Genomic DNA, 19239 nt, shown 5'->3' on the forward strand with positions numbered 1-19239 from the left:
ACACGGGCATGACTCAGAACAGCGAAATCCTGTGTATCGGCTCGGTCCTGTGGGACATAATCGGGCGGTCCGCCAGCGCCATGCGTCAGGGCTCGGACGTGCCGGGGCGGATCACCCGCCTGCCCGGCGGAGTGGCCATGAACATCGCCATGACGCTGGTGCGCTTCGGCATGACGCCGACCCTTCTGACAGCCATTGGTCGCGACCCCGAAGGCGACGAGTTGGTCAACGCCTGTTCGCGGCTGGGCATGGTCACGGACCACATCTATCGTTCGCAGGATTTGCCGACAGACAGGTACATGGCCGTCGAAGGGGCCAACGGCCTGATCGCGGCAATTGCTGACGCGCACTCGCTTGAGGCCGCCGGGGCGAAAATCCTGCGCCCCTTGATGCAAGGGCCGCTGGGGTATGAGAACACTCCGTTCCAGGGTCCCATCGCGCTGGACGGCAACCTGACGCTGAACTTGTTGGAAGAAATCGCCCAAAGCCCCGCCTTTGCGCGTGCGGACCTGCGCGTGGCCCCGGCCTCGCCCGGCAAGGCCGAACGTCTGCTGCCGTTCCTGAAACACGCCCGCGCCACGCTTTATGTGAACCTCGAAGAGGCCGGCATCTTGTGCCAGCGCGAATTCACCGATTCTGAAGGCGCCGCCAAGGGCCTGCTGGACCGTGGCGCGCTGCGGGTGCTGGTCACGGACGGCGGCAACTCGGCCACCATTGGCAGCGCTGACGAAATATTGACCCAAACACCGCCCTCCGTTCTGGTCACCCGTGTGACCGGTGCGGGCGATACTTTCATGGCGGCGCATATCGCGTCCGAGGCCAACGGTGCGTCCAATGACGAAGCCTTACGCCGCGCCCTACATGCCGCCGCAACCTATGTTTCCGGAGAAACACCACTGTGATCGACATCCAATATTCCGCCGAGGTCCGCACCGCCAAAGATGCAGGTCAGCCCATCGTTGCGCTGGAAAGCACCATCATCACCCATGGTATGCCCTACCCTCAGAATATCGAGGTGGCGGCGCAGGTTCAGCAGGACGTCCGTGACGCTGGCGCGGTTCCTGCAACCATGGCCGTGATCAAAGGCAAACTGCATGTGGGCCTGGAAGACGACCAGTTGAAAGCACTGGGGCAGGCCCAGGGCGTCGCCAAGATCTCACGCGCGGACATGGCGGCCTGTATGTCGACCAGCGGCACCGGGGCCACGACAGTGGCCGCCACGATGATCGCCGCGCGCTATGCCGGGATCGAAGTTTTTGCGACCGGTGGCATCGGTGGTGTGCATCAGGGGGCCGAGACCTCGTTTGACATCTCAGCCGATCTGCACGAATTGGCGCAGACACCTGTTACTGTTGTTGCAGCCGGTGCGAAAGCCATCCTGGATCTTGCTAAAACACTTGAAGTGCTCGAGACATTGGGCGTTCCGGTTATCGCGCATGGACAGGATGAATTCCCGGCTTTTTGGTCCGCCAAGTCCCCCTATCCTGCGCCCTTGCGCATGGATAGTGCCGAAGACATCGCCAAGGCCCACGCCACCCGTCGCGCGCTTGGCCTGCCCGGGGGTCAGCTGGTTGCCAACCCGATCCCGGACGCCGATCAAATCCCGGCCGAGGAACTGGCCCCCATCATCGCTGCCGCCCAATCCGACGCGGATACGCACCGGATCACCGGCAAAGGCGTCACGCCATACCTGCTACAACGGATCTATGAACAGACCGGGGGCCGCTCGCTGACCGCAAACATTGCGCTGGTACGCAACAATGCCCGTCTAGCCGCCGGTATCGCGATTGCTTTGACCAAATCCGCCTAGAGCTACCCTATTGTACCAAGACACCGGACTGCTTAACTAAATCGGCAAACCAATCAGGATCGCAATGAACACACCGTTTGACGAAGAACCCCACCGCGGACCGGGCCTGTTTTCCCGGCTGCGCGCGTCTTTTCTGACGGGCATCGTTGTCATTGCGCCTGTCTGGCTGACGATCTGGTTGATTTGGTCCGTCGTGGGCTGGATCGACAGTGCTGTCCTGCCGCTGATCCCACAACAGTTCCAGCCCCAACAATATGTAGGCATCAACCTGCGCGGCGTCGGCGTCATCATCTTTCTGGTGTTCACTGTTCTGGTGGGCTGGGTCGCCAAGGGGATTCTGGGACGGTCCTTTATTTCCTTCACCGAAAGCCTGGTAGAACGGATGCCGGTTGTCCGCTCGATCTATTCCGGGATCAAGCAAATATCCGAGACGGTCTTTGCCCAGACAGAAAGATCTTTTGAAAAAGCCTGCTTGGTGCAATATCCACGCCGCGGTATCTGGGCTATCGGCTTTGTATCGACCACCGCCAAAGGCGAGGTCACCCAGCGCGCCGAAACCGCGGGCGAATTGCTGAGCGTTTTCATCCCGACCACGCCAAACCCGACCTCGGGGTTTTTGCTGTTCTTTCCTGCCGAAGACGTCATTCTGCTGGACATGACTATCGAGGACGCGGCCAAGCTGGTGATTTCTGCCGGTCTGGTTTACCCCAACGGCAAAGACCCGACGCTACCGCCTGAGTGATCAGCCAAACATCTCGGGCAAGTTGACAGTACTTTTCCGCCCCAAATCGTCCTTGTTGTCCGAAAGGAACCGATGCGCAGCCGTGCGCCCGGCCTCTTTCAACTTGTGCAGAACAACCGGGTTCGGCACCGTCTTAGTTGCCACCGACAGATCGTTCATCAGCGCGTCATCGGCGATCATGTGAACCAGAACCCGGTTCATCTCACCCGCTTTCAATTTGCCTTCGGCCAACAAGCGCTGCACGAAGCTGATCGCTCGCAATTCGCGGAACAGGGATGAGTTAAAGCTGATCTCGTTGATCCGGTTCTGGATTTGTTGCGGCGTTTTCGGCACCTCTTCCCGTTCCAGCGGGTTGATGTTCACGATCACCACATCATCCGGCAGATCGGTGTTGAACAAGGGGTACAGCGCCGGGTTCCCGGTATAGCCGCCATCCCAGTACGCTTCGGTCCGGTCCGAATTGGGATCAAAAATCTCTACTGCCTGAAACAGGTTCGGCAGGCAAGCCGATGCTAAAATCGCATCGGTCGAGACCTCATCCCCAGTAAAAACACGGATCTTGCCACTGCGCACGCAGGTGGCGCAGACGAACAGGCGCGGTCCTTCATCGGCGCAAATTTCGTTGAAATTGAACCGGTCCACCACCGGTTCCAGCGGATTGCGATAAAACGGACCATAAGCATAGGGCGACACCAGCCGCGACCATGCATCACCCACGGAAAACGGCAGGGAATACTCCATGGCATGCGCAATCTGAGCGGGCTCAAGTGCCTGCATCCAATTGGCAAGGCGCATATCGCCGACGGCCCCCATGCGCGCCCACAGCCCATCAAGGCTGGCCCGCGCGCCGTCACGTCCATCGCGTACCATGCCGGATTTGTACGCAGCCCCGTTCAGCGCCCCTGCCGAGGTGCCGGTGATTGCCGCGACCTCGATATCATCCTCGTCCAGCAACCGGTCCAAGACACCCCAGGTAAAGGCGCCATGCGCGCCGCCGCCCTGCAGTGCCAGATTGATGCGTTTCATGACCTGCCCCCTGACTTACAGAGCCGTCCAGCCCCCATCCACCGAGATTGCCGTTCCGGTGATCTGCGCGGCGGCATCCGAACACAAAAAGACCGTTGTACCGCCCAGTTGCTCGACCGTTGCAAAAGCTTTCGAAGGCTGTCGTTCCAGCATGACGTTCTTGATCACGTCCTCACGATTCATGCCGTATTCTTTCATAGTGTCGGGAATCTGCGCCTCGACCAGCGGCGTCAGCACGTAGCCCGGGCAAATCGCATTGCAGGTGATCGGTTCCTGCGCGGTCTCCAGTGCTACGGTTTTGGTCATCCCAACCACACCATGTTTGGCCGCGACATAGGCTGCTTTGAAAGGCGACGCCGTCAGCCCGTGGGCCGAGGCGATGTTCACAATGCGCCCCCACCCGGCCTGGCGCATCATCGGCAGAGCCGCTGCCATAGTGTGATAGGCCGAGTTCATGTTGATCGCGATGATTGCATCCCATTTGTCGACCGGGAACTGATCAATCGGTGAGACGTGTTGAATGCCTGCATTGTTCACAAGAATGTCACAGGCACCCGCTTTTTCGATCAGGGAACGGCATTCGTCCCCCTTGGACATGTCCGCCTTGATGTAACGCGCGTTGGTTCCGGTTTCCTGCGAAATCTCGGCGGCCAGCGCGTGATCCTCATCCCGGTCGGTGAAGGAGTTCAAAATTACGTTGGCCCCAGCCTTGGCCAATTCGCGGGCAACACCCAAACCGATCCCTGAATTCGACCCTGTGATGATCGCCGTTTTTCCCGCCACGCTCATGAGCTTTCTCCGTCAACATCTGCTTTGACCGCACAGTGCCATGCTGCAACTGCAAAGGAAACGGGGAAACATATGGGTTCTGCATCCGGGGGCAAAACGCCTCAAAAAAAACGCCCGCACGAAGCGGGCGTTAAGTTATTGAGGCAGGTTTCATACAGGCAAGAAACCTATCGAGCAGTGCATCCTTTATAAGCAATTCCTTGCATCCGTCCAAGCTAAAAGTTTGAAAATAAGAAAAATCATCGATACGGTGAATCCCAACAAAATAAGGCCAGAGCAGGATTGTTTCCAAAATGCGCCCCAATTTTCTACGCCCCGTTCGCCCTGTGATCGCGGGAATCACCTTTATTTTTGCTGTCACAATCGCTCATGCAGAATCGGCCCATGGCATAGCTATGTACGGCGACCCTGCCCTACCACCGGATTTTGTGTCCCTGCCCTATGCCAATCCCGACGCGCCTAAAGGCGGCAAGGTTGTATTCGGAAACACCGGCGGCTTTAACAGTTTGAACCCGTTTGTGCAAAAAGGCAGCTCGCCATGGCAATTGCGATTTTGGACCCATGAAAGCCTGATGGGCCGGTCCTGGGACGAACCTTTCACTCTTTACGGGTTGTTAGCCGAATCAGTTGAGACTGCACCGGACCGCTCTTGGGTGGAATTTACCCTGCGTGAGAACGCCCAGTTTTCTGACGGAAATCCGGTGACCGTAGATGATGTGATTTGGTCTTATGAAACTCTGGGCACCGAAGGTCATCTGCGTTACCGCGGTTTGTGGGGCAAGATCGACAGCATCGAACAGACCGGCCCCCGCACGGTGCGGATCACTTTCAACGAACCCGACCGGGAATTGGCACTGATCGCCGGGCTGCGTCCGATCCTGCAAAAAGCACAGTGGGAGGGGAAAGATTTCGCCAACGCCGCGCTGCAGGACGTTCCCATCGGGTCGGGGCCGTACGTGATCGATAGCTATGAGGCGGGCCGCTATGTGAATTTGCGGCGCAATCCAGACTATTGGGGGGCTGACATTCCGTTCCGGCGCGGGACCATGAACCTGGATGACATAAGGATCGAGTTTTTTGGCGACGGCACCGTCCTGTTCGAGGCGTTCAAGGCCGGTGAACTGACCGCGGTGCGCGAATTCAACGCCGACAAATGGAACACTCAGTACGATTTTCCTGCCGTTCAGCGCGGTGATGTGGTCAAGACCGAAATTCCGCACGGCAAACCCTCGGGCATGACCGGGTTTGTCATGAACACCCGCAAGGCCCCTTTCGATGATTGGCGAGTCCGCGAGGCGATGCTGCTGGCGTTCAATTTCGAATTTATCAACGATACGATCACCGGCAGCGCCCAACCACGGATCACTTCGTATTTCTCGGGCTCTGACCTGGGCATGCAACCCGGCCCGGCCACTGGGCGTGTCGCCGAGCTGCTGCAACTTTATGCCGACGACCTACCGCCCGGCGCGTTTGAAGGTTATGCCCTGCCCGTCGGCGACGGTTCGGCCCGGAATCGCGCCAATATTCGCAAGGCCAACAAGCTGCTGGCCGAAGCAGGCTGGACCATTCAGGACGGTGTGCTGCGCAACCAGAATGGTCAGGACTTTGCCATCACCGTTCTGCTGCAACAGGGCGATAGCGAAGGACAAACAGCCATCGAAATCTATACCCGCGCGCTTGAGCGTCTGGGCATCAAGGTCAATGTCGAACAGGTAGACAGCGCGCAATTTGTCGGCCGCAATGCCGAGTTTGATTTTGACATCACGTTCCTTCGCCGTGCGCTGTCTCTGTCTCCGGGCAATGAACAGCGTCTGTATTGGGGCAGCGAAAACGCGGATGTACAGGGCACGCGCAACCTGATGGGAGTCGCCTCACCCGCTGTGGATGGGCTGATTGACGCTATGCTGGCCTCGGAAAGTCACGAGGATTTCGTGGCCGCCACCCGCGCGCTTGATCGGGTTCTGACTGCTGGTCGCTATGTCATTCCGATCTGGAACTTCGACGTCGGGCGCATCGCCCATGCCAAAGAACTGAAGCAGCCTCAAACCCTGCCGATCTATGGCGACGGGCCCGAGTATATGCCGCAGGTTTGGTGGTACGAAGAGTGACCAAATAAGCCCCGCTGCCGCATTAATCCGCTGTAGGTTGTTTGGTGCTTTGGTGCTTTGGATCTGAAGATTTGGCCCCAAAGGACGGCTCTGCCATAACGCCGCAGCCTTCGGCGGATTTCGGCACATGGCGCAAACCACACTACATCTAGGGGTATTCGAACTAAGTTTCGCCACAATTTGCTGATCACCCAAATTCCAGCTTAACTAAAAAAAACACCCACAAGGGGCTTTACTGAACATATCTGTACGATATAGCCTAATGTCATTTAAACGTGCTGTTTGGCCGGATTAATTCTGATTATTTCGCTAGATAGCTTGTCATGCAGCGCGTCACTCTTGGATTTTGCGGACCGGCCTCCACTCACTCCAACCTTAGGTCCGTAGGCCCGTTGCGTATCGTGCGTAACGGGCCTTTTTGACGTTACGTCAGCGCCGCTCAGGTGCGACATTTTGTCATGCGCATCGACTCCCGCCATCTCCGTACCCTGATGAAAGGGCCGAGCAGCCGTGAAACCCGAATTACGGAAAGCTGACTGATGTTGAACTGGACTGACCTGCTGCAAGACTGGGATGCTATGTATTCCCGCGCTAAACGGCGTTTTCCGAATCTGCGCGATCAGGACAAGGTGCGGCTGAGCAAAGATCGAAAAGGGTTCGAAGCCTACCTGGCCGAACGCCACCACCTGACCGTAAATGAAGCCCACGAAGAACTTGAGGATTTTCTATTCACCGAAGGTCTGAACCGCGAGTTCAGCCGTTCCTTAAGCAAGTGACGTTACCCACAGGATCGTCGCATCTTCGTCACTGACGGAAATCACGTTGTGACCCATACTGGCGTCGTAATAAGCGCTGTCGCCACGGCGCATTTCGACGGGTTCGTAGAATTCGGTGTACAGTTTCACAACCCCGGTTAGCACATACAGGAATTCTTCGCCGTCATGGCGCACCCAGCCGTCAAATTCGTCCATTGAACGCGCGCGCACGCGAGCCCGATAGGGCAGCATCTGCTTTTTCGTTAGGTTTTCCGCCAGCAACTCGTGCTCGTATGTTCCCGTCGGATGTTCAGCGCCTTCGCCCATGCGGGTGATTGCCATCCGACCGATCACCTGATCACGCTGTGGCGGGGTGAACAGCTGTGGCACCGAAATTTCCAACCCGGTCGCCAGCTTTTTCAGCGCGTCATAAGTGGGCGACATCTGCCCATTCTCGATCTTGCTGAGGGTCGAGCGCGCAAGCCCCGCCTGAGACGCCGCTTGTTCCAGCGTCCAGTTCCGCGCCTTGCGCAGTTGACGCACGCGCGCACCCAGATCAAGTGGTTCGGGATCGGTGTGCTCACCCGAGTCACGTGCAATTCGGATCAGAGATGGCTGTTCATTAGTACTCATGCGCCAATCTATAGGACCAGCCCGCCCGGCTTGCAACGCGCCAAGCGCCGCGATAGCCAGTGGCCATGCTTTCTGTTTTCGATCAGGGGCCGCCTCCGGCCTGCCCCGCACCATTCAATCTGGCCGCGCACGTTCTGCGGCACGCGGATGACCACCCGGACAAAACCGCTTTGTCGGTTTTAGGCAATGACGGGGCGCGGGATTGGACCTATGGCGTATTGAAATCGGCCATTCTGGGCACCGCTACCGGGCTGTTGACGACCGGATTGAATCCCGGGGACATTGCATTGATGCGACTGGGGAATACGGTTGATTTCCCCATCGCCTATCTTGGGGCCATAGCTGCCGGGGTCGTGCCGGTTCCCACCTCGTCACAGCTGACTGAGCCCGAAACTGCGCGCATTATTTCTGATCTGCAACCCACAGCCATTCTGCGCGACCCAGCCGTCGCCTGCGCCAATCATCCGTTGCAGATTACGCTGGACGATCTGTCGGGGATGCGCGCACTGCCCCCTGCCAAGTTCCAACTCGGCGACCCGGACCGGTTGGCCTATGTCGTCTATACCTCTGGCACTTCTGGCAAACCACGCGCTGTGGCCCATGCCCACCGCGCCATCTGGGCGCGCCAGATGATGGTGGATGGCTGGTACGGGTTGCGGGATACGGACCGCCTGTGTCATGCCGGGGCGTTCAACTGGACCTATACTCTGGGCACCGGGCTGATGGATCCCTGGACGATCGGCGCGACCGCGTTGATCCCCGAACCCGGCACCGACTCTGATGCCCTTCCAGAGCTGTTAAGACAACATCGGGCAACGATCTTTGCCGCCGCGCCCGGCGTGTTTCGCAAATTGCTTAAATCCGCCGGTGATCTGCATTTACCGGACCTGCGTCACGGCCTGTGCGCAGGCGAAAAGCTGTCGCGGCACCTGCATGCGCAATGGAGCGACCTGACCGGGACAGAATTGTACGAAGCCTTCGGTATGTCCGAATGTTCGACCTTCATCTCGTCCAGCCCTGCCCATCCGGCCCGGGGCGAGTCGTTAGGGCAACCTCAACCGGGTCGCCGGGTGGCGATATTGGGGCCGGACGGACCGGTTCCGCGTGGCCAAGAAGGTACCATTGCCATCCACCGATCAGACCCGGGTCTGATGCTGACCTATCTGAATGCACCTGACGAGGCCAAGGCCCGCATGCAGGGCGACTGGTTTCTGACCGGTGATCAAGGGGCCATGGCGATGGACGGACAGATCACATATCTGGGCCGCGACGACGATATGATGAACGCGGGTGGCTATCGCGTGTCCCCGGTCGAGGTTGAGGCCGCCCTAACCAAATTCCCCGGCATCGCGCAAGTGGGTGCCGCGGCGGTTGAGGTTAAACAGGACACATTCGTGATAGCCGCTTTCTATACCGGTCCGGAAAAGCTGGACGAAGCCGCTTTGCAAACCTATGTGGAGGCAAATCTGGCGCGCTACAAACAGCCACGCGCGTTCATTCACCTGCCCGAGCTGCCAACCGGTGGTAATGGCAAACTCCTGCGTCGGGCGCTCCCGGCCTATTTCAAGGCGAATACACCATGACTCAGACCGTCAAACTCGACATCATGTCCGACCCGATCTGCCCATGGTGCTATATCGGCAAAACCCATCTGGACAAAGCTCTGGCCGCTATTCCGGACCACCCGTTCGTTATCGAATGGCATCCGTTTCAATTAAACCCCGACATGCCGAACGAAGGCATGGATCGCCGCGAATATCTGGAGCGCAAGTTCGGCGGCAAAGACGGTGCCGTGCGCGCCTATGCCCCGGTGGTTGAGCATGCGCAGAATGCCGGGCTGAGCATTGACTTCGAAGGGATGAAACGCACACCTAACACGTTGGATGCGCACCGCGTGATCCACTGGGCCGGAATCGAGGGCAAGCAAGACGCAGCCGTAAACGCTCTGTTCGATGCGTATTTCGTGCAGGGACGTGATATTGGCGACCACGAAGTGTTGGCCGATATCGCCGACAGTATCGGCATGGACGCAGCTGTGGTATCGAAACTGCTGAAATCCGACGCTGATCGCGAGGATATCCGCACCCGCGACACCCATTCGCGACAGATGGGGGTAAATTCTGTTCCTACCTTCATTGTGGCCAACCAGCACGCGGTTCCGGGCGCACAACCCCCTGAAATGTGGGAAAAAGTAATCGGTGAGATTATGTCTCAGCTTGAGGCTTCCCCTGCAAAATAGCACAGGTCCCTGTGCAGCCTGCCCCCTAGCGCCTCCTGAAAAGCCGTGATAGCGCAATCAGGTCAGGAGGGCGCCATGGCCAATCGCATGTCTTCGGGAGAGTTCATCGCACTTGTCGCAATGATGTTTGCGACGATTGCGTTTTCGATCGACTCGATGCTGCCTGCTTTGCCCGAGATCGGCGCGCAGCTAAGCCCCGATGATATCAACGACGCTCAGTTGATCCTGACCTCATTTGTTCTGGGCATGGGCATCGGGACATTCTTTGTGGGCCCATTGTCCGACGCGTTTGGGCGCAAGCCGGTGATCTATGTCGGCTCGGCGTTGTACATCTTGTCGGCAGCCGTGGCTTGGGCCAGTTCTTCGCTGGAACTTCTACTGTTCGCGCGGGTGGCACAGGGCATCGGCTGCGCCGCGCCGCGTGTGGTCGCCATGGCGATCATCCGAGACTTGTACTCGGGCCGGGAAATGGCGCGGATCGTCTCTATCGCCATGATGATCTTTACGCTGGTGCCTGCCGTCGCCCCGATGCTGGGGGCCGGAATGATCGCCATCGCGGGATGGCGTGGCATCTTTGTTTCGTTCATTCTGTTCTCGGTGATCACCGTGATCTGGCTGGGCTTTCGCCTACCAGAATCGCTGAGGTCGGAAAACCGTCGCCCACTGCGCCTGCCCTTGATGACCGCGGCCGCACGCGAGATGTTCGCCCATCCCACGGTGCGCGTATCAATCTTTGTGCAATCCCTTTGCCTTGGCATGTTGTTCACCATGCTGACCATGGTGCAGCCAGTTTATGATGTGATCCATGACAGCGCCGACAGCTTCCCGTTTTGGTTCGGCTTTGTGGCTTTGATGGCGGGGTCCGCCAGCCTGTTGAACGCTGCGCTTGTGATCCGCGTGGGGATGCGGCGGCTGGTGACATGGGCTCTTGGCGCGCAGATCGCCATCACGATTGGCGTCATCACGCTGAACATGATGCCGCTTTCGGCCAATCTGAACTTTGCGGTGTTCGTCTTCTGGCAGACCTCGATCTTTTTCATGGCTGGCATGACGATGGGCAACCTGAACGCCATCGCAATGGAGCCAATGGGCCATATTGCCGGTATGGCAGCGTCGGTCATCGGCTCGTTTTCGACCGTTCTGGCCGCCGCTATCGCCGCCCCGATCGGTCAAATGTTCGATGGCTCGCTATATCCCCTGACCACCGGTATTCTGGTGATGAGCGTGGCCGGTTTCGGACTGATGCTGCATATGGGCCGGATCGAAAACAGACTGCCTGCCTGACCTGTGCAGCCCGGGTGAATCACGCTAACCTTTCCCTAAGTTAAAGGGATCGTGATGAAAAAGAGCTTTGAGCCTCCAAACCCAAGGTCGCGCAAACCGAATGAGTTTAAGGGCACTTGGAAAGGGCGCAACTACCGTCATGGTGTCCTCAAAGCACTAATTGTAAATTTCTTTGTGTTTTGCATAGTCTTTGCGGCGGTCGCGTACGTCGTTCATCATAGGGAACAAGCAAAGCAGCACCCCAGAGTCTGGACTTTGGGATCACAGTAAAGGGGTTTTCATGGGCGACTATTACGATCTGGGTACGCATTCCTGTCCGGTCAGCACGACCTCAGCCGAGGCCCAGCTTTGGTTCGATCGGGGGCTGGCTTGGACCTATGGCTATAACCATGACGAGGCCGTTGTCTGTTTCCAACGCGCTGCCGAGCATGACCCGGATTGCGCTATGGCCCATTGGGGCATCGCTTATGCCGCCGGTCCGAATTACAACCTGCCCTGGGATTTACGCGACGCGCGTGGTCAGCAGAAAGCGCTCGCGCAAGCCTATGACGCGACACAACAAGCGGTAGCCCTGTTGGACACCTGCACCCCCGTTGAACAGGCACTGATCCGCGCCCTGCCCGCCCGTTACCCTCAGCGCGAACCGATCCCGGATATGAACAGCTGGAACCACGATTTTGCAGATGCCATGCGCGCAGCCTTTGCCGACCAACCCGATCACTTGGACCTGCATGCAATTTATGTTGAGGCACTGCTGAACCTCACCCCCTGGCAGATGTGGGATCTGAAGACCGGAAAACCTGCCGAAGGTGCCGCCACGCTTGAGGCGCAGAAGGTTCTTGAGGACGCGATGGCAAATGACCCCGCAGCCATGTCGCACCCGGGTTTGCTGCACCTCTATGTCCACCTGATGGAGATGTCTCCGACCCCCGAAAAGGCATTAAAAGCCGGGGATGTTCTGCGCACGCTGGTGCCGGATGCGGGCCATCTGGTGCATATGCCCACCCATATCGATGTGCTGTGCGGGCACTACCACAACGTCGTTTATTGGAACGAAAAGGCCACCATAGCCGATCTAAAATATTACGAGCGCGAAGGCGCGTTCAATATCTACACTGGCTACCGTCAGCACAATTACCATTTCGCCATCTACGGGGCGTTGTTCCTCGGCCAGATGGAACCGGCCCTACGCGCCAATCAGGGCCTGTGGGACACAACCCCCAAAGAGATGTTGCGCATCGAAAGCCCGCCCATGGCGGATTACTTCGAAAGCTACATGTCCATGGGGCCGCATATCCTGATCCGCTTTGGCCGATGGGACGAGGCAAAGGCGCTGGAACTGCCCGCAGACCCCGACCTCTATCGCACGTTGACCGCCACCATCCACTATGCTCGCGCCATCGCCCATGCTGCAACCGGTGACGTCGCCGAAGCCGAAGCTGAGGAACAACTGTTCCTGTCGGCCAAGGCCTGCGTGCCCGAAACACGCCTGCTACACAACAACCGCGTCGTTGACCTGCTTGAAATCGCGCGGGAAATGCTGAGTGGAGAGATTGAGTATCGCAAGGGCAACTACGATATCGCCTACGCCCATCTGCGACGCTCGGTCGAGTTGGATGACACGCTGCCCTATGACGAACCATGGGGCTGGATGCAGCCTACCCGCCATGCATTAGGGGCGTTGTTGTTTGAACAAGGTCACGTAACCGAGGCTGAAGCGGTCTATCGCGAAGACCTTGGCTTGGGCGGCACCCTCAGCCGTGCTTCGATCCATCCGGACAATGTTTGGAGCCTCAAAGGTCTGCATGACTGCCTGAAGGCGCGCGGCGAAAGTGTTGAAATCGCTCAAATCAAACAACGTCTTGATTTGGCTCTGGCACGTGCCGACCGCGCCGTCGGAGCATCCTGTTTCTGCGCCCAAGCCGCGATGAGGGCCGCCGAATGAGATACGCGCTACTGCTGGCTGCCGTGATCTGCGGCCCAGCACTTGCCGACCGTCAATCCTTTCCACCGGTCGATCAGGCAGACCGTGATCCATCGTTGATCGCCTTTCGCGAGGCATTATTGGCCCAAGTGGCTGCACGGGATACCGACGCTGTGGTTGCCGCGTCCTGCCCCGATATCTACCTAAGCCATGGCGGTGAAGGCGGCCCTGAGGAATTACGTTCCAATCTGACCTTCGACCAGGAAGCCCTGTCGGAAGAACAGCGTGAAAACGCGGATGCATTACGCGCGCAATACTGGTCTGACTTGGAAACCACTTTGTCTCAGCCCGGTTACTTCGACGAAGAAGGCGAGTTCTGGATGCCGCATCAATGGCAGATCACCCTGCCCTCCTCGCTGGACCCAGAGTTGGCGTTCTTTGTCAAAGGTTCCGATGTATCTCTACGTCAAAGACCGGATCGCAACTCGTCCATTATAAGCCTGATCAGCCACGAAATCGCGATCATACGTGACTATCAAGACGGTGCCGAATATCAGCGCGTCCTGCTGACGGACGGCACGCAAGGTTATATGCACGCCGATTTTCTTTGGCCCATGACCGGCCACCGCGCCGCGTTCGTCAAGTCAGACGCGGGCGACTGGCAGTTGTGTACTTTTGTCAGCGGAGACTAGACCTTCGCCTTTTTCTTCTCGGCCACAACCTTTTCCGCCAGATCACGAGCGATGGCAAAGGCCCCCTTGATCTTGTCACTGTCCTTTTTCCAGTCGCGGCGCACGACGATCTTGTTGTCCTTGACCTTGGCCAGCCCGCGCTGGTTCTGGATGAACTCGACCAACCCCTGAGGCGAGGCAAACTTGTCATTGTGGAACTGGATCGTCGCGCCCTTTGGTCCGCCGTCCAATTTGGCTATGCCGGCACGTTTGCACATCGCTTTGATACGCACGACCAGCATCAGGGTGTTCACCTCTTTTGGCAGCGAACCAAAGCGGTCAATCAACTCGGCCGCAAAACCTTCAAGTTCAACCTTGGTCGAAAGCGAGGACAAGCGGCGGTACAGCCCCAGGCGCACATCCAGATCGGGCACATAATCCTCGGGGATCAGAACCGGGACGCCCAGATTGATCTGCGGGGCCCATTGGTCGTCTGCGTCCGATAGACCCTCCATCTCACCGGCTTTGATCTTGGCAATCGCTTCTTCCAGCATCGACTGATAAAGTTCATAGCCCACGTCGCGCATCTGGCCCGACTGTTCCTCGCCCAGCAGATTGCCGGCACCGCGAATGTCCAGATCCTGCGATGCCAGCGTGAACCCCGCCCCCAGTGTATCAAGAGAGCCTAGAACCCGCAGGCGTTTCTCGGCGGTGGCCGTCAATCGCTGGCGCGGTTTGGTGGTCAGATAGGCATAGGCGCGGGCCTTTGATCGCCCCACCCGTCCGCGGATCTGGTAAAGCTGCGCCAGACCGAACATATCCGCGCGATGCACGACCATTGTGTTGGCCGTCGGAATATCCAGCCCACTTTCCACAATCGTCGTTGCCAACAGCACATCATACTTCCCGTCATAGAAGGCATTCATGCGGTCATCGAGTTCGCCCGCCGCCATTTGCCCATGCGCGACAACGTAAGTCAGTTCCGGTAGTTGTTCCTTCAGGAATTCCTCAATCTCGGGCAGGTCCGAAATACGCGGGACCACATAAAAACTTTGCCCGCCGCGATAATGTTCGCGCAGCAGCGCCTCGCGCACCGTGACCGCATCGAATTCGCTGACATAGGTGCGGATGGCCAGACGGTCAATGGGCGGCGTGCCGATGATTGACAGATCACGCACACCTGTCAGCGACAATTGCAGCGTCCGCGGTATCGGCGTCGCGGTCAGGGTCAGCACGTGAATGTCCGAGCGCAGTTGTTTGAGGCGCTCTTTGTGACCCACCCCGAAATGCTGTTCCTCATCGATTATCAGCAGCCCGAGGTTGTTGAACCGAATCCCCTTGGCCAGCAGCGCATGGGTGCCGACCACGATGTCCACTGTGCCTCGCGCCAACCCATCGCGGGTTTGTTGCGCCTCTTTCGCCGAGACAAAACGCGACAGCTGCCGAACCTCAAGCGGGAATCCCCGGAACCGTTCCTTGAACGATGCCGCGTGCTGTCGGGCCAGCAGCGTCGTAGGGGCCACAACGGCCACCTGCACGCCCGACATCGCGGCGACAAAGGCAGCACGCATGGCGACCTCGGTCTTGCCAAAGCCGACATCGCCGCAAATCAGACGATCCATTGGCGCGCCCGAGTGCATGTCTTCCATCACATCGGAAATCGCGCGCAGCTGATCATCAGTTTCCTGATACGGAAAACGCGCGCTGAACTCCTCCCACGCATGGGGCGGCGGGTCCATCACCGGAGCTTTACGCAGCGCCCGCTCAGCAGCGATGCGGATCAGCTTGTCCGCCATCTCGCGAATGCGCTCTTTCAGCTTGGCCTTTTTGGCCTGCCATGCACCGCCGCCCAGACGATCCAGAAGACCTTCGTCGTGCCCGTATTTCGACAGCAGCTCGATGTTTTCGACCGGCAGGTACAGCTTGGACTGTTCGGCATATTCCAACAAAAGGCATTCATGGGCTGCGCCCGCCGCCGTCACGACCTCCATCCCCATGTAGCGGCCAATCCCGTGGTCCACATGCACCACAAGATCGCCGGGTGATAGCGATTGGGTTTCGGTTAGGAAGTTCTCGGCCTTTCGGCGTTTCTTGGGTTGGCGGATCAGGCGGTCGCCCAGAACATCTTGTTCAGCGATCACCGTCAGATCCGACGTTTCGAACCCATGCTCCAACGCCCAAACGGCCAGGTGCAGCCCGCGTTTACCGACGCGAGTGCCGTCGGAAACGGGGATCGCCTCAGCCAGACCTTCGTCTTCGATCAATCCGGTCAGGCGTTCACGCGCACCTTCGGAATAAGACGCGATCAGGACCGGCCCTTTGTTCATCTTGTCTGTGATATGACTGGCCAGCGCGCCAAAAAGGCTGATGCTTTCCTGCTGTCGTTCGGGTGCAAAATTCCGCCCGATCCGTCCACCAGCGTCGATCACGCCGGGGCCGCTGGCCTGCGGCAACGGACTGAATTGCAAAACGCGCCGATCACCCACCGCCTGCTCCCATGCAGCATCGTCCAGATACAACAATCCGGGCGGCGTAGGTTTATAAACCGTGTCCATGCGCGAGCGGTTTTCCAGTGCCAACCTCCGAGTTTCGTACTGATCCTCAATCGATTCCCACCGGGCCAAGCGCGTGGGCGTGACCTGATCGTCCAACGAGATCGTGGCACCAGGAAGATAGTCGAACAGCGTTTCAAGCTTTTCGTGAAAAAACGGCAACCAGTGTTCCACGCCTTGATGCTTGCGGCCAGCGCTGACCGCCTCGTACAGCGGATCATCGGTGCCCGCCGCGCCGAATTCGATGCGATAGTTCTGGCGGAATCGTGTGATGGCGGCGTCATCCAGAATGACTTCGGACACCGGGGCCAGTTCAACCACGTCCAGCTTTTCGGTCGTGCGCTGCGACACTGGGTCAAACCGGCGCGCACCGTCCAGCACATCACCGAACAGGTCCAGCCGAACCGGGCCGGATTCGCCCGGAGGGAAGATGTCGATAATGCCGCCGCGGATCGCGTAGTCTCCGGGCTCCATAACCGTCGGGCTTTGCGTGAAACCCATGCGCACCAAAAAGTTCCGCAATGCTGTTTCGTCGACACGGTGGTTGACCCGGGCAGTAAACGCGGCCTCACGCAGCACATCGCGCGCTGGCACTCGTTGGGTCGCGGCGTTTAGCGTGGTCAGCAACACAAACCGTTCGGGCATCTGATGCACCAGCGCGGCCAGTGTTGCGACCCGCGCCGCAGCGATATCCGCGTTCGGCGACACCCGGTCATACGGAAGGCAATCCCAGCCGGGGAAGACGAACACCGGCATGTCCGGGGCGAAAAAGGCAAGTGCTGCCCGCATTGCCTCCATCCGCTTGTCATCGCGCGCGACGTGGCAAACCGGCCCGGCGGATCGCGTGATCTCGTTCAGGACAAGCTGTGCGTCAAACCCCTCAGGGGCGCCGCCGACTGTTACGTGGTTCGGAGCCGTCATTGCCTCGCCTTTCCGAATTTCCTACCCCAGAACACCAATCGAAAAGTTCTGATACATGCCCCAAAGCGACGTGATCAAGATCGAGATCATGCCGATAATCTGCGTATAAATCCGGCAGCGGGTCAAAATCTTGCCGGTAAATTCCAATGTCCCGTCGCCGGCCTGCAGCTTTCGCGCCGCCGAAATGTTGATCAGCATCACAATACAGACCGGGAATAACAACAAGAACACAGCCTGCGCGAATTCAACCCCGTAAACGAACCCAAGCATCGCCAGACCGGTGAAGATGAAACAGCTCAACCCGAGAATGGCCAGCCCCGATACCTCAACGATATACAGTATCCGGTTTTTGTTGATCCGCACGATGTCCAGAAAATCACGCTCGGCTTCACCGCCGACACGGCGCGCGCGCACCAGCAGATCATAGGGCACACCCAGCGTCCAATGGCTTGTGGACGACCACAGCACAGCCAGCCCGATCCAATACCACAGATTCGAGAAGCTGCGCATGTCGATAATTTCGAAAAGCGTAGAGAATAAGTCCAAGCGTCAGCCCTTTGTTCACTGTCCTTAGGGGCCTTCACTGCGCAGGCGCGACCATCGTTACCCTTGAGACCACGTGGAATTCATGCCACCCAATGCGGGAATATTCAAGGAGAGCGCGACATGAAGCCGACCATCGCCCCCTATCCTCTGACCCGTTTCCGCCGGGCGCGCCAATCGCAGGCCGTGCGCGGCCTTGTTCGGGAAAATACGCTGACCACAGATGATTTGATCTGGCCGGTTTTTGTGCGCGACGGCGAGGGTGTGGAGGAGCCCGTGCCCTCGATGCCCGGTGTGATGCGCCGGTCGGTGGACCTGATAGCTAAGGCCGCGGTTGAGGCGCAGGCGTTGGGAATCCCAGCGATCTGCATCTTTCCCTACACCGACGCCAACCTGAAAACCGAGGATTGCGCCGAGGCCTGGAACCCTGAAAATCTGTCCAACCGGGCCATCCGCGCCATCAAGGCCGCAGCCCCGGATATCGCGGTAATGACCGACGTGGCACTGGACCCATACAACATCAACGGTCACGACGGCTATGTCATCGATGGCGAAATTGTGAACGACAAGACGATCGAGGCGCTGGTCAGGATGACGTTGGCACAGGCTGAGGCAGGTGCCGATATCATCGGTCCGTCCGACATGATGGATGGGCGGATCGGTGAAATGCGCCGGGCGTTGGAATCTGCTGGGCACCAGAACGTGATGATCCTCAGCTATGCCGCGAAATACGCCAGCGCCTTTTACGGACCCTTCCGTGATGCGGTCGGTGCTTCGGGTGCGCTTACGGGCGACAAGAAGACCTATCAGATGGATCCGGCCAATTCGAACGAAGCCCTGCGCCTGATCGAACGCGACCTGACCGAAGGTGCGGATATGGTGATGATCAAGCCCGGCATGCCCTATCTGGATATCTGCCGACGGGTAAAGGACACCTTTGGCGCGCCGACATATGCCTATCAGGTGTCGGGTGAATACGCGATGATACAGGCCGCGGCACGGAACGGTTGGATCGATGGTGACAGGGTGATGCTGGAAAGCCTGTTGGCCTTCAAGCGCGCTGGCTGCGACGGCATCCTCACCTATTTCGCCCCACAAGTCGCGCGCGTCTTGCAAGGCTAATGCCCCCAATTGTCGCAATTTTTCGCCGATTGTGATTCGCTGTCACTCAGCTTTCCCGTGACACGCGACGGCAATCGGCGTATTCTTGCACATAAGATCGGGAACACCCGACATATCAGG

Annotated in this window: 16 protein-coding genes; 11 read left to right on the plus strand and 5 right to left on the minus strand. The window is 58.4% G+C overall.

Annotation, left to right across the window (positions count from 1 at the left end; genetic code table 11):
- Positions 1-8: 8 nt before the first annotated feature.
- From ACR0M2_RS05945 to ACR0M2_RS05955, 3 genes are all read left to right on the plus strand, one after another.
- Complete coding sequence (locus ACR0M2_RS05945; RefSeq protein ID WP_170533067.1) at positions 9-902, plus strand: PfkB family carbohydrate kinase; 894 nt, start codon at positions 9-11, stop codon at positions 900-902.
- Positions 899-1810, plus strand: a complete 912-nt coding sequence (locus ACR0M2_RS05950; RefSeq protein ID WP_170375540.1) for a pseudouridine-5'-phosphate glycosidase — start codon at positions 899-901, stop codon at positions 1808-1810. Before ACR0M2_RS05945 ends, ACR0M2_RS05950 begins: the two co-directional genes overlap by 4 nt.
- A gap of 64 nt (positions 1811-1874) precedes the next feature.
- Positions 1875-2552 (plus strand): DUF502 domain-containing protein, encoded by a 678-nt coding sequence (locus tag ACR0M2_RS05955; RefSeq protein WP_170348865.1) that lies wholly within the window; start codon positions 1875-1877, stop codon positions 2550-2552.
- On the opposite strand, the gene ACR0M2_RS05960 is transcribed toward ACR0M2_RS05955, so the two are convergent.
- Positions 2553-3578, minus strand: coding sequence for a patatin-like phospholipase family protein (locus ACR0M2_RS05960; protein ID WP_170375542.1), 1026 nt, complete (start codon positions 3576-3578; stop codon positions 2553-2555).
- A 15-nt stretch (positions 3579-3593) separates the two neighbouring features.
- On the minus strand, positions 3594-4367 hold the full coding sequence (locus ACR0M2_RS05965) for a 3-hydroxybutyrate dehydrogenase (RefSeq protein WP_480704279.1): 774 nt from the start codon (positions 4365-4367) through the stop codon (positions 3594-3596).
- Positions 4368-4660: 293 nt separating this feature from the next.
- Between ACR0M2_RS05965 and ACR0M2_RS05970 the strand changes: the two genes are divergently transcribed.
- Complete coding sequence (locus ACR0M2_RS05970; RefSeq protein WP_480704280.1) at positions 4661-6475, plus strand: extracellular solute-binding protein; 1815 nt, start codon at positions 4661-4663, stop codon at positions 6473-6475.
- A gap of 539 nt (positions 6476-7014) precedes the next feature.
- The gene (locus tag ACR0M2_RS05975) at positions 7015-7251 is read left to right on the plus strand and encodes a hypothetical protein (protein WP_170348869.1); all 237 of its coding nucleotides are present in this window, start codon (positions 7015-7017) and stop codon (positions 7249-7251) included.
- Here the strand turns inward: ACR0M2_RS05975 and ACR0M2_RS05980 are convergent.
- Positions 7240-7863, minus strand: coding sequence for a helix-turn-helix domain-containing protein (locus tag ACR0M2_RS05980; RefSeq protein ID WP_170348870.1), 624 nt, complete (start codon positions 7861-7863; stop codon positions 7240-7242). The two genes, ACR0M2_RS05975 and ACR0M2_RS05980, sit on opposite strands and share 12 nt — an antisense overlap.
- Before the next feature lie 65 nt (positions 7864-7928).
- On the opposite strand from ACR0M2_RS05980, the gene ACR0M2_RS05985 reads away from it, so the two are divergent.
- From ACR0M2_RS05985 to ACR0M2_RS06005, 5 genes are all read left to right on the plus strand, one after another.
- Positions 7929-9446: a class I adenylate-forming enzyme family protein gene (locus ACR0M2_RS05985; RefSeq protein WP_480704281.1), complete on the plus strand. Its 1518-nt coding sequence runs from the start codon at positions 7929-7931 to the stop codon at positions 9444-9446.
- Positions 9443-10102, plus strand: a complete 660-nt coding sequence (locus ACR0M2_RS05990) for a DsbA family oxidoreductase (protein WP_170549163.1) — start codon at positions 9443-9445, stop codon at positions 10100-10102. The genes ACR0M2_RS05985 and ACR0M2_RS05990 overlap by 4 nt, the downstream gene beginning before the upstream one ends.
- Before the next feature lie 75 nt (positions 10103-10177).
- Positions 10178-11386, plus strand: coding sequence for a multidrug effflux MFS transporter (locus tag ACR0M2_RS05995; RefSeq protein WP_480704282.1), 1209 nt, complete (start codon positions 10178-10180; stop codon positions 11384-11386).
- Between the two features lie 280 nt (positions 11387-11666).
- On the plus strand, positions 11667-13331 hold the full coding sequence (locus ACR0M2_RS06000; protein ID WP_480704283.1) for a tetratricopeptide repeat protein: 1665 nt from the start codon (positions 11667-11669) through the stop codon (positions 13329-13331).
- A complete protein-coding gene (locus ACR0M2_RS06005; protein WP_480704284.1) occupies positions 13328-14002 on the plus strand; it encodes an SH3 domain-containing protein in 675 nt (224 codons plus the stop codon). The genes ACR0M2_RS06000 and ACR0M2_RS06005 overlap by 4 nt, the downstream gene beginning before the upstream one ends.
- Here ACR0M2_RS06005 and mfd read toward each other — a convergent pair.
- Positions 13999-17454 (minus strand): transcription-repair coupling factor, encoded by a 3456-nt coding sequence (gene mfd, locus ACR0M2_RS06010; RefSeq protein ID WP_480704285.1) that lies wholly within the window; start codon positions 17452-17454, stop codon positions 13999-14001. The two genes, ACR0M2_RS06005 and mfd, sit on opposite strands and share 4 nt — an antisense overlap.
- Positions 17455-17475: 21 nt before the next feature.
- Positions 17476-18000, minus strand: coding sequence for a component of SufBCD complex (locus ACR0M2_RS06015; RefSeq protein ID WP_170348877.1), 525 nt, complete (start codon positions 17998-18000; stop codon positions 17476-17478).
- Between the two features lie 120 nt (positions 18001-18120).
- On the opposite strand from ACR0M2_RS06015, the gene hemB reads away from it, so the two are divergent.
- The gene (gene hemB, locus ACR0M2_RS06020) at positions 18121-19119 is read left to right on the plus strand and encodes a porphobilinogen synthase (RefSeq protein WP_480704286.1); all 999 of its coding nucleotides are present in this window, start codon (positions 18121-18123) and stop codon (positions 19117-19119) included.
- Positions 19120-19239: the final 120 nt, after the last annotated feature.

The sequence above is a fragment of the Ruegeria sp. BE10 genome, assembly GCF_056538905.1.

Excerpts from the sequence above, each read along its gene's own strand:
- ACR0M2_RS05945 (WP_170533067.1), top strand. The coding sequence starts at position 9 with ATGACTCAGAACAGCGAAATCCTGTGTATCGGCTCGGTCCTGTGGGAC.
- ACR0M2_RS05955 (WP_170348865.1), top strand. The coding sequence starts at position 1,875 with ATGAACACACCGTTTGACGAAGAACCCCACCGCGGACCGGGCCTGTTT.
- ACR0M2_RS05960 (WP_170375542.1), bottom strand. The coding sequence starts at position 3,578 with ATGAAACGCATCAATCTGGCACTGCAGGGCGGCGGCGCGCATGGCGCC.
- ACR0M2_RS05965 (WP_480704279.1), bottom strand. The coding sequence starts at position 4,367 with ATGAGCGTGGCGGGAAAAACGGCGATCATCACAGGGTCGAATTCAGGG.
- ACR0M2_RS05970 (WP_480704280.1), top strand. The coding sequence starts at position 4,661 with ATGCGCCCCAATTTTCTACGCCCCGTTCGCCCTGTGATCGCGGGAATC.
- ACR0M2_RS05975 (WP_170348869.1), top strand. The coding sequence starts at position 7,015 with ATGTTGAACTGGACTGACCTGCTGCAAGACTGGGATGCTATGTATTCC.
- ACR0M2_RS05980 (WP_170348870.1), bottom strand. The coding sequence starts at position 7,863 with ATGAGTACTAATGAACAGCCATCTCTGATCCGAATTGCACGTGACTCG.
- ACR0M2_RS05985 (WP_480704281.1), top strand. The coding sequence starts at position 7,929 with ATGCTTTCTGTTTTCGATCAGGGGCCGCCTCCGGCCTGCCCCGCACCA.
- ACR0M2_RS05990 (WP_170549163.1), top strand. The coding sequence starts at position 9,443 with ATGACTCAGACCGTCAAACTCGACATCATGTCCGACCCGATCTGCCCA.
- ACR0M2_RS05995 (WP_480704282.1), top strand. The coding sequence starts at position 10,178 with ATGGCCAATCGCATGTCTTCGGGAGAGTTCATCGCACTTGTCGCAATG.
- ACR0M2_RS06000 (WP_480704283.1), top strand. The coding sequence starts at position 11,667 with ATGGGCGACTATTACGATCTGGGTACGCATTCCTGTCCGGTCAGCACG.
- ACR0M2_RS06005 (WP_480704284.1), top strand. The coding sequence starts at position 13,328 with ATGAGATACGCGCTACTGCTGGCTGCCGTGATCTGCGGCCCAGCACTT.
- mfd (WP_480704285.1), bottom strand. The coding sequence starts at position 17,454 with ATGACGGCTCCGAACCACGTAACAGTCGGCGGCGCCCCTGAGGGGTTT.
- hemB (WP_480704286.1), top strand. The coding sequence starts at position 18,121 with ATGAAGCCGACCATCGCCCCCTATCCTCTGACCCGTTTCCGCCGGGCG.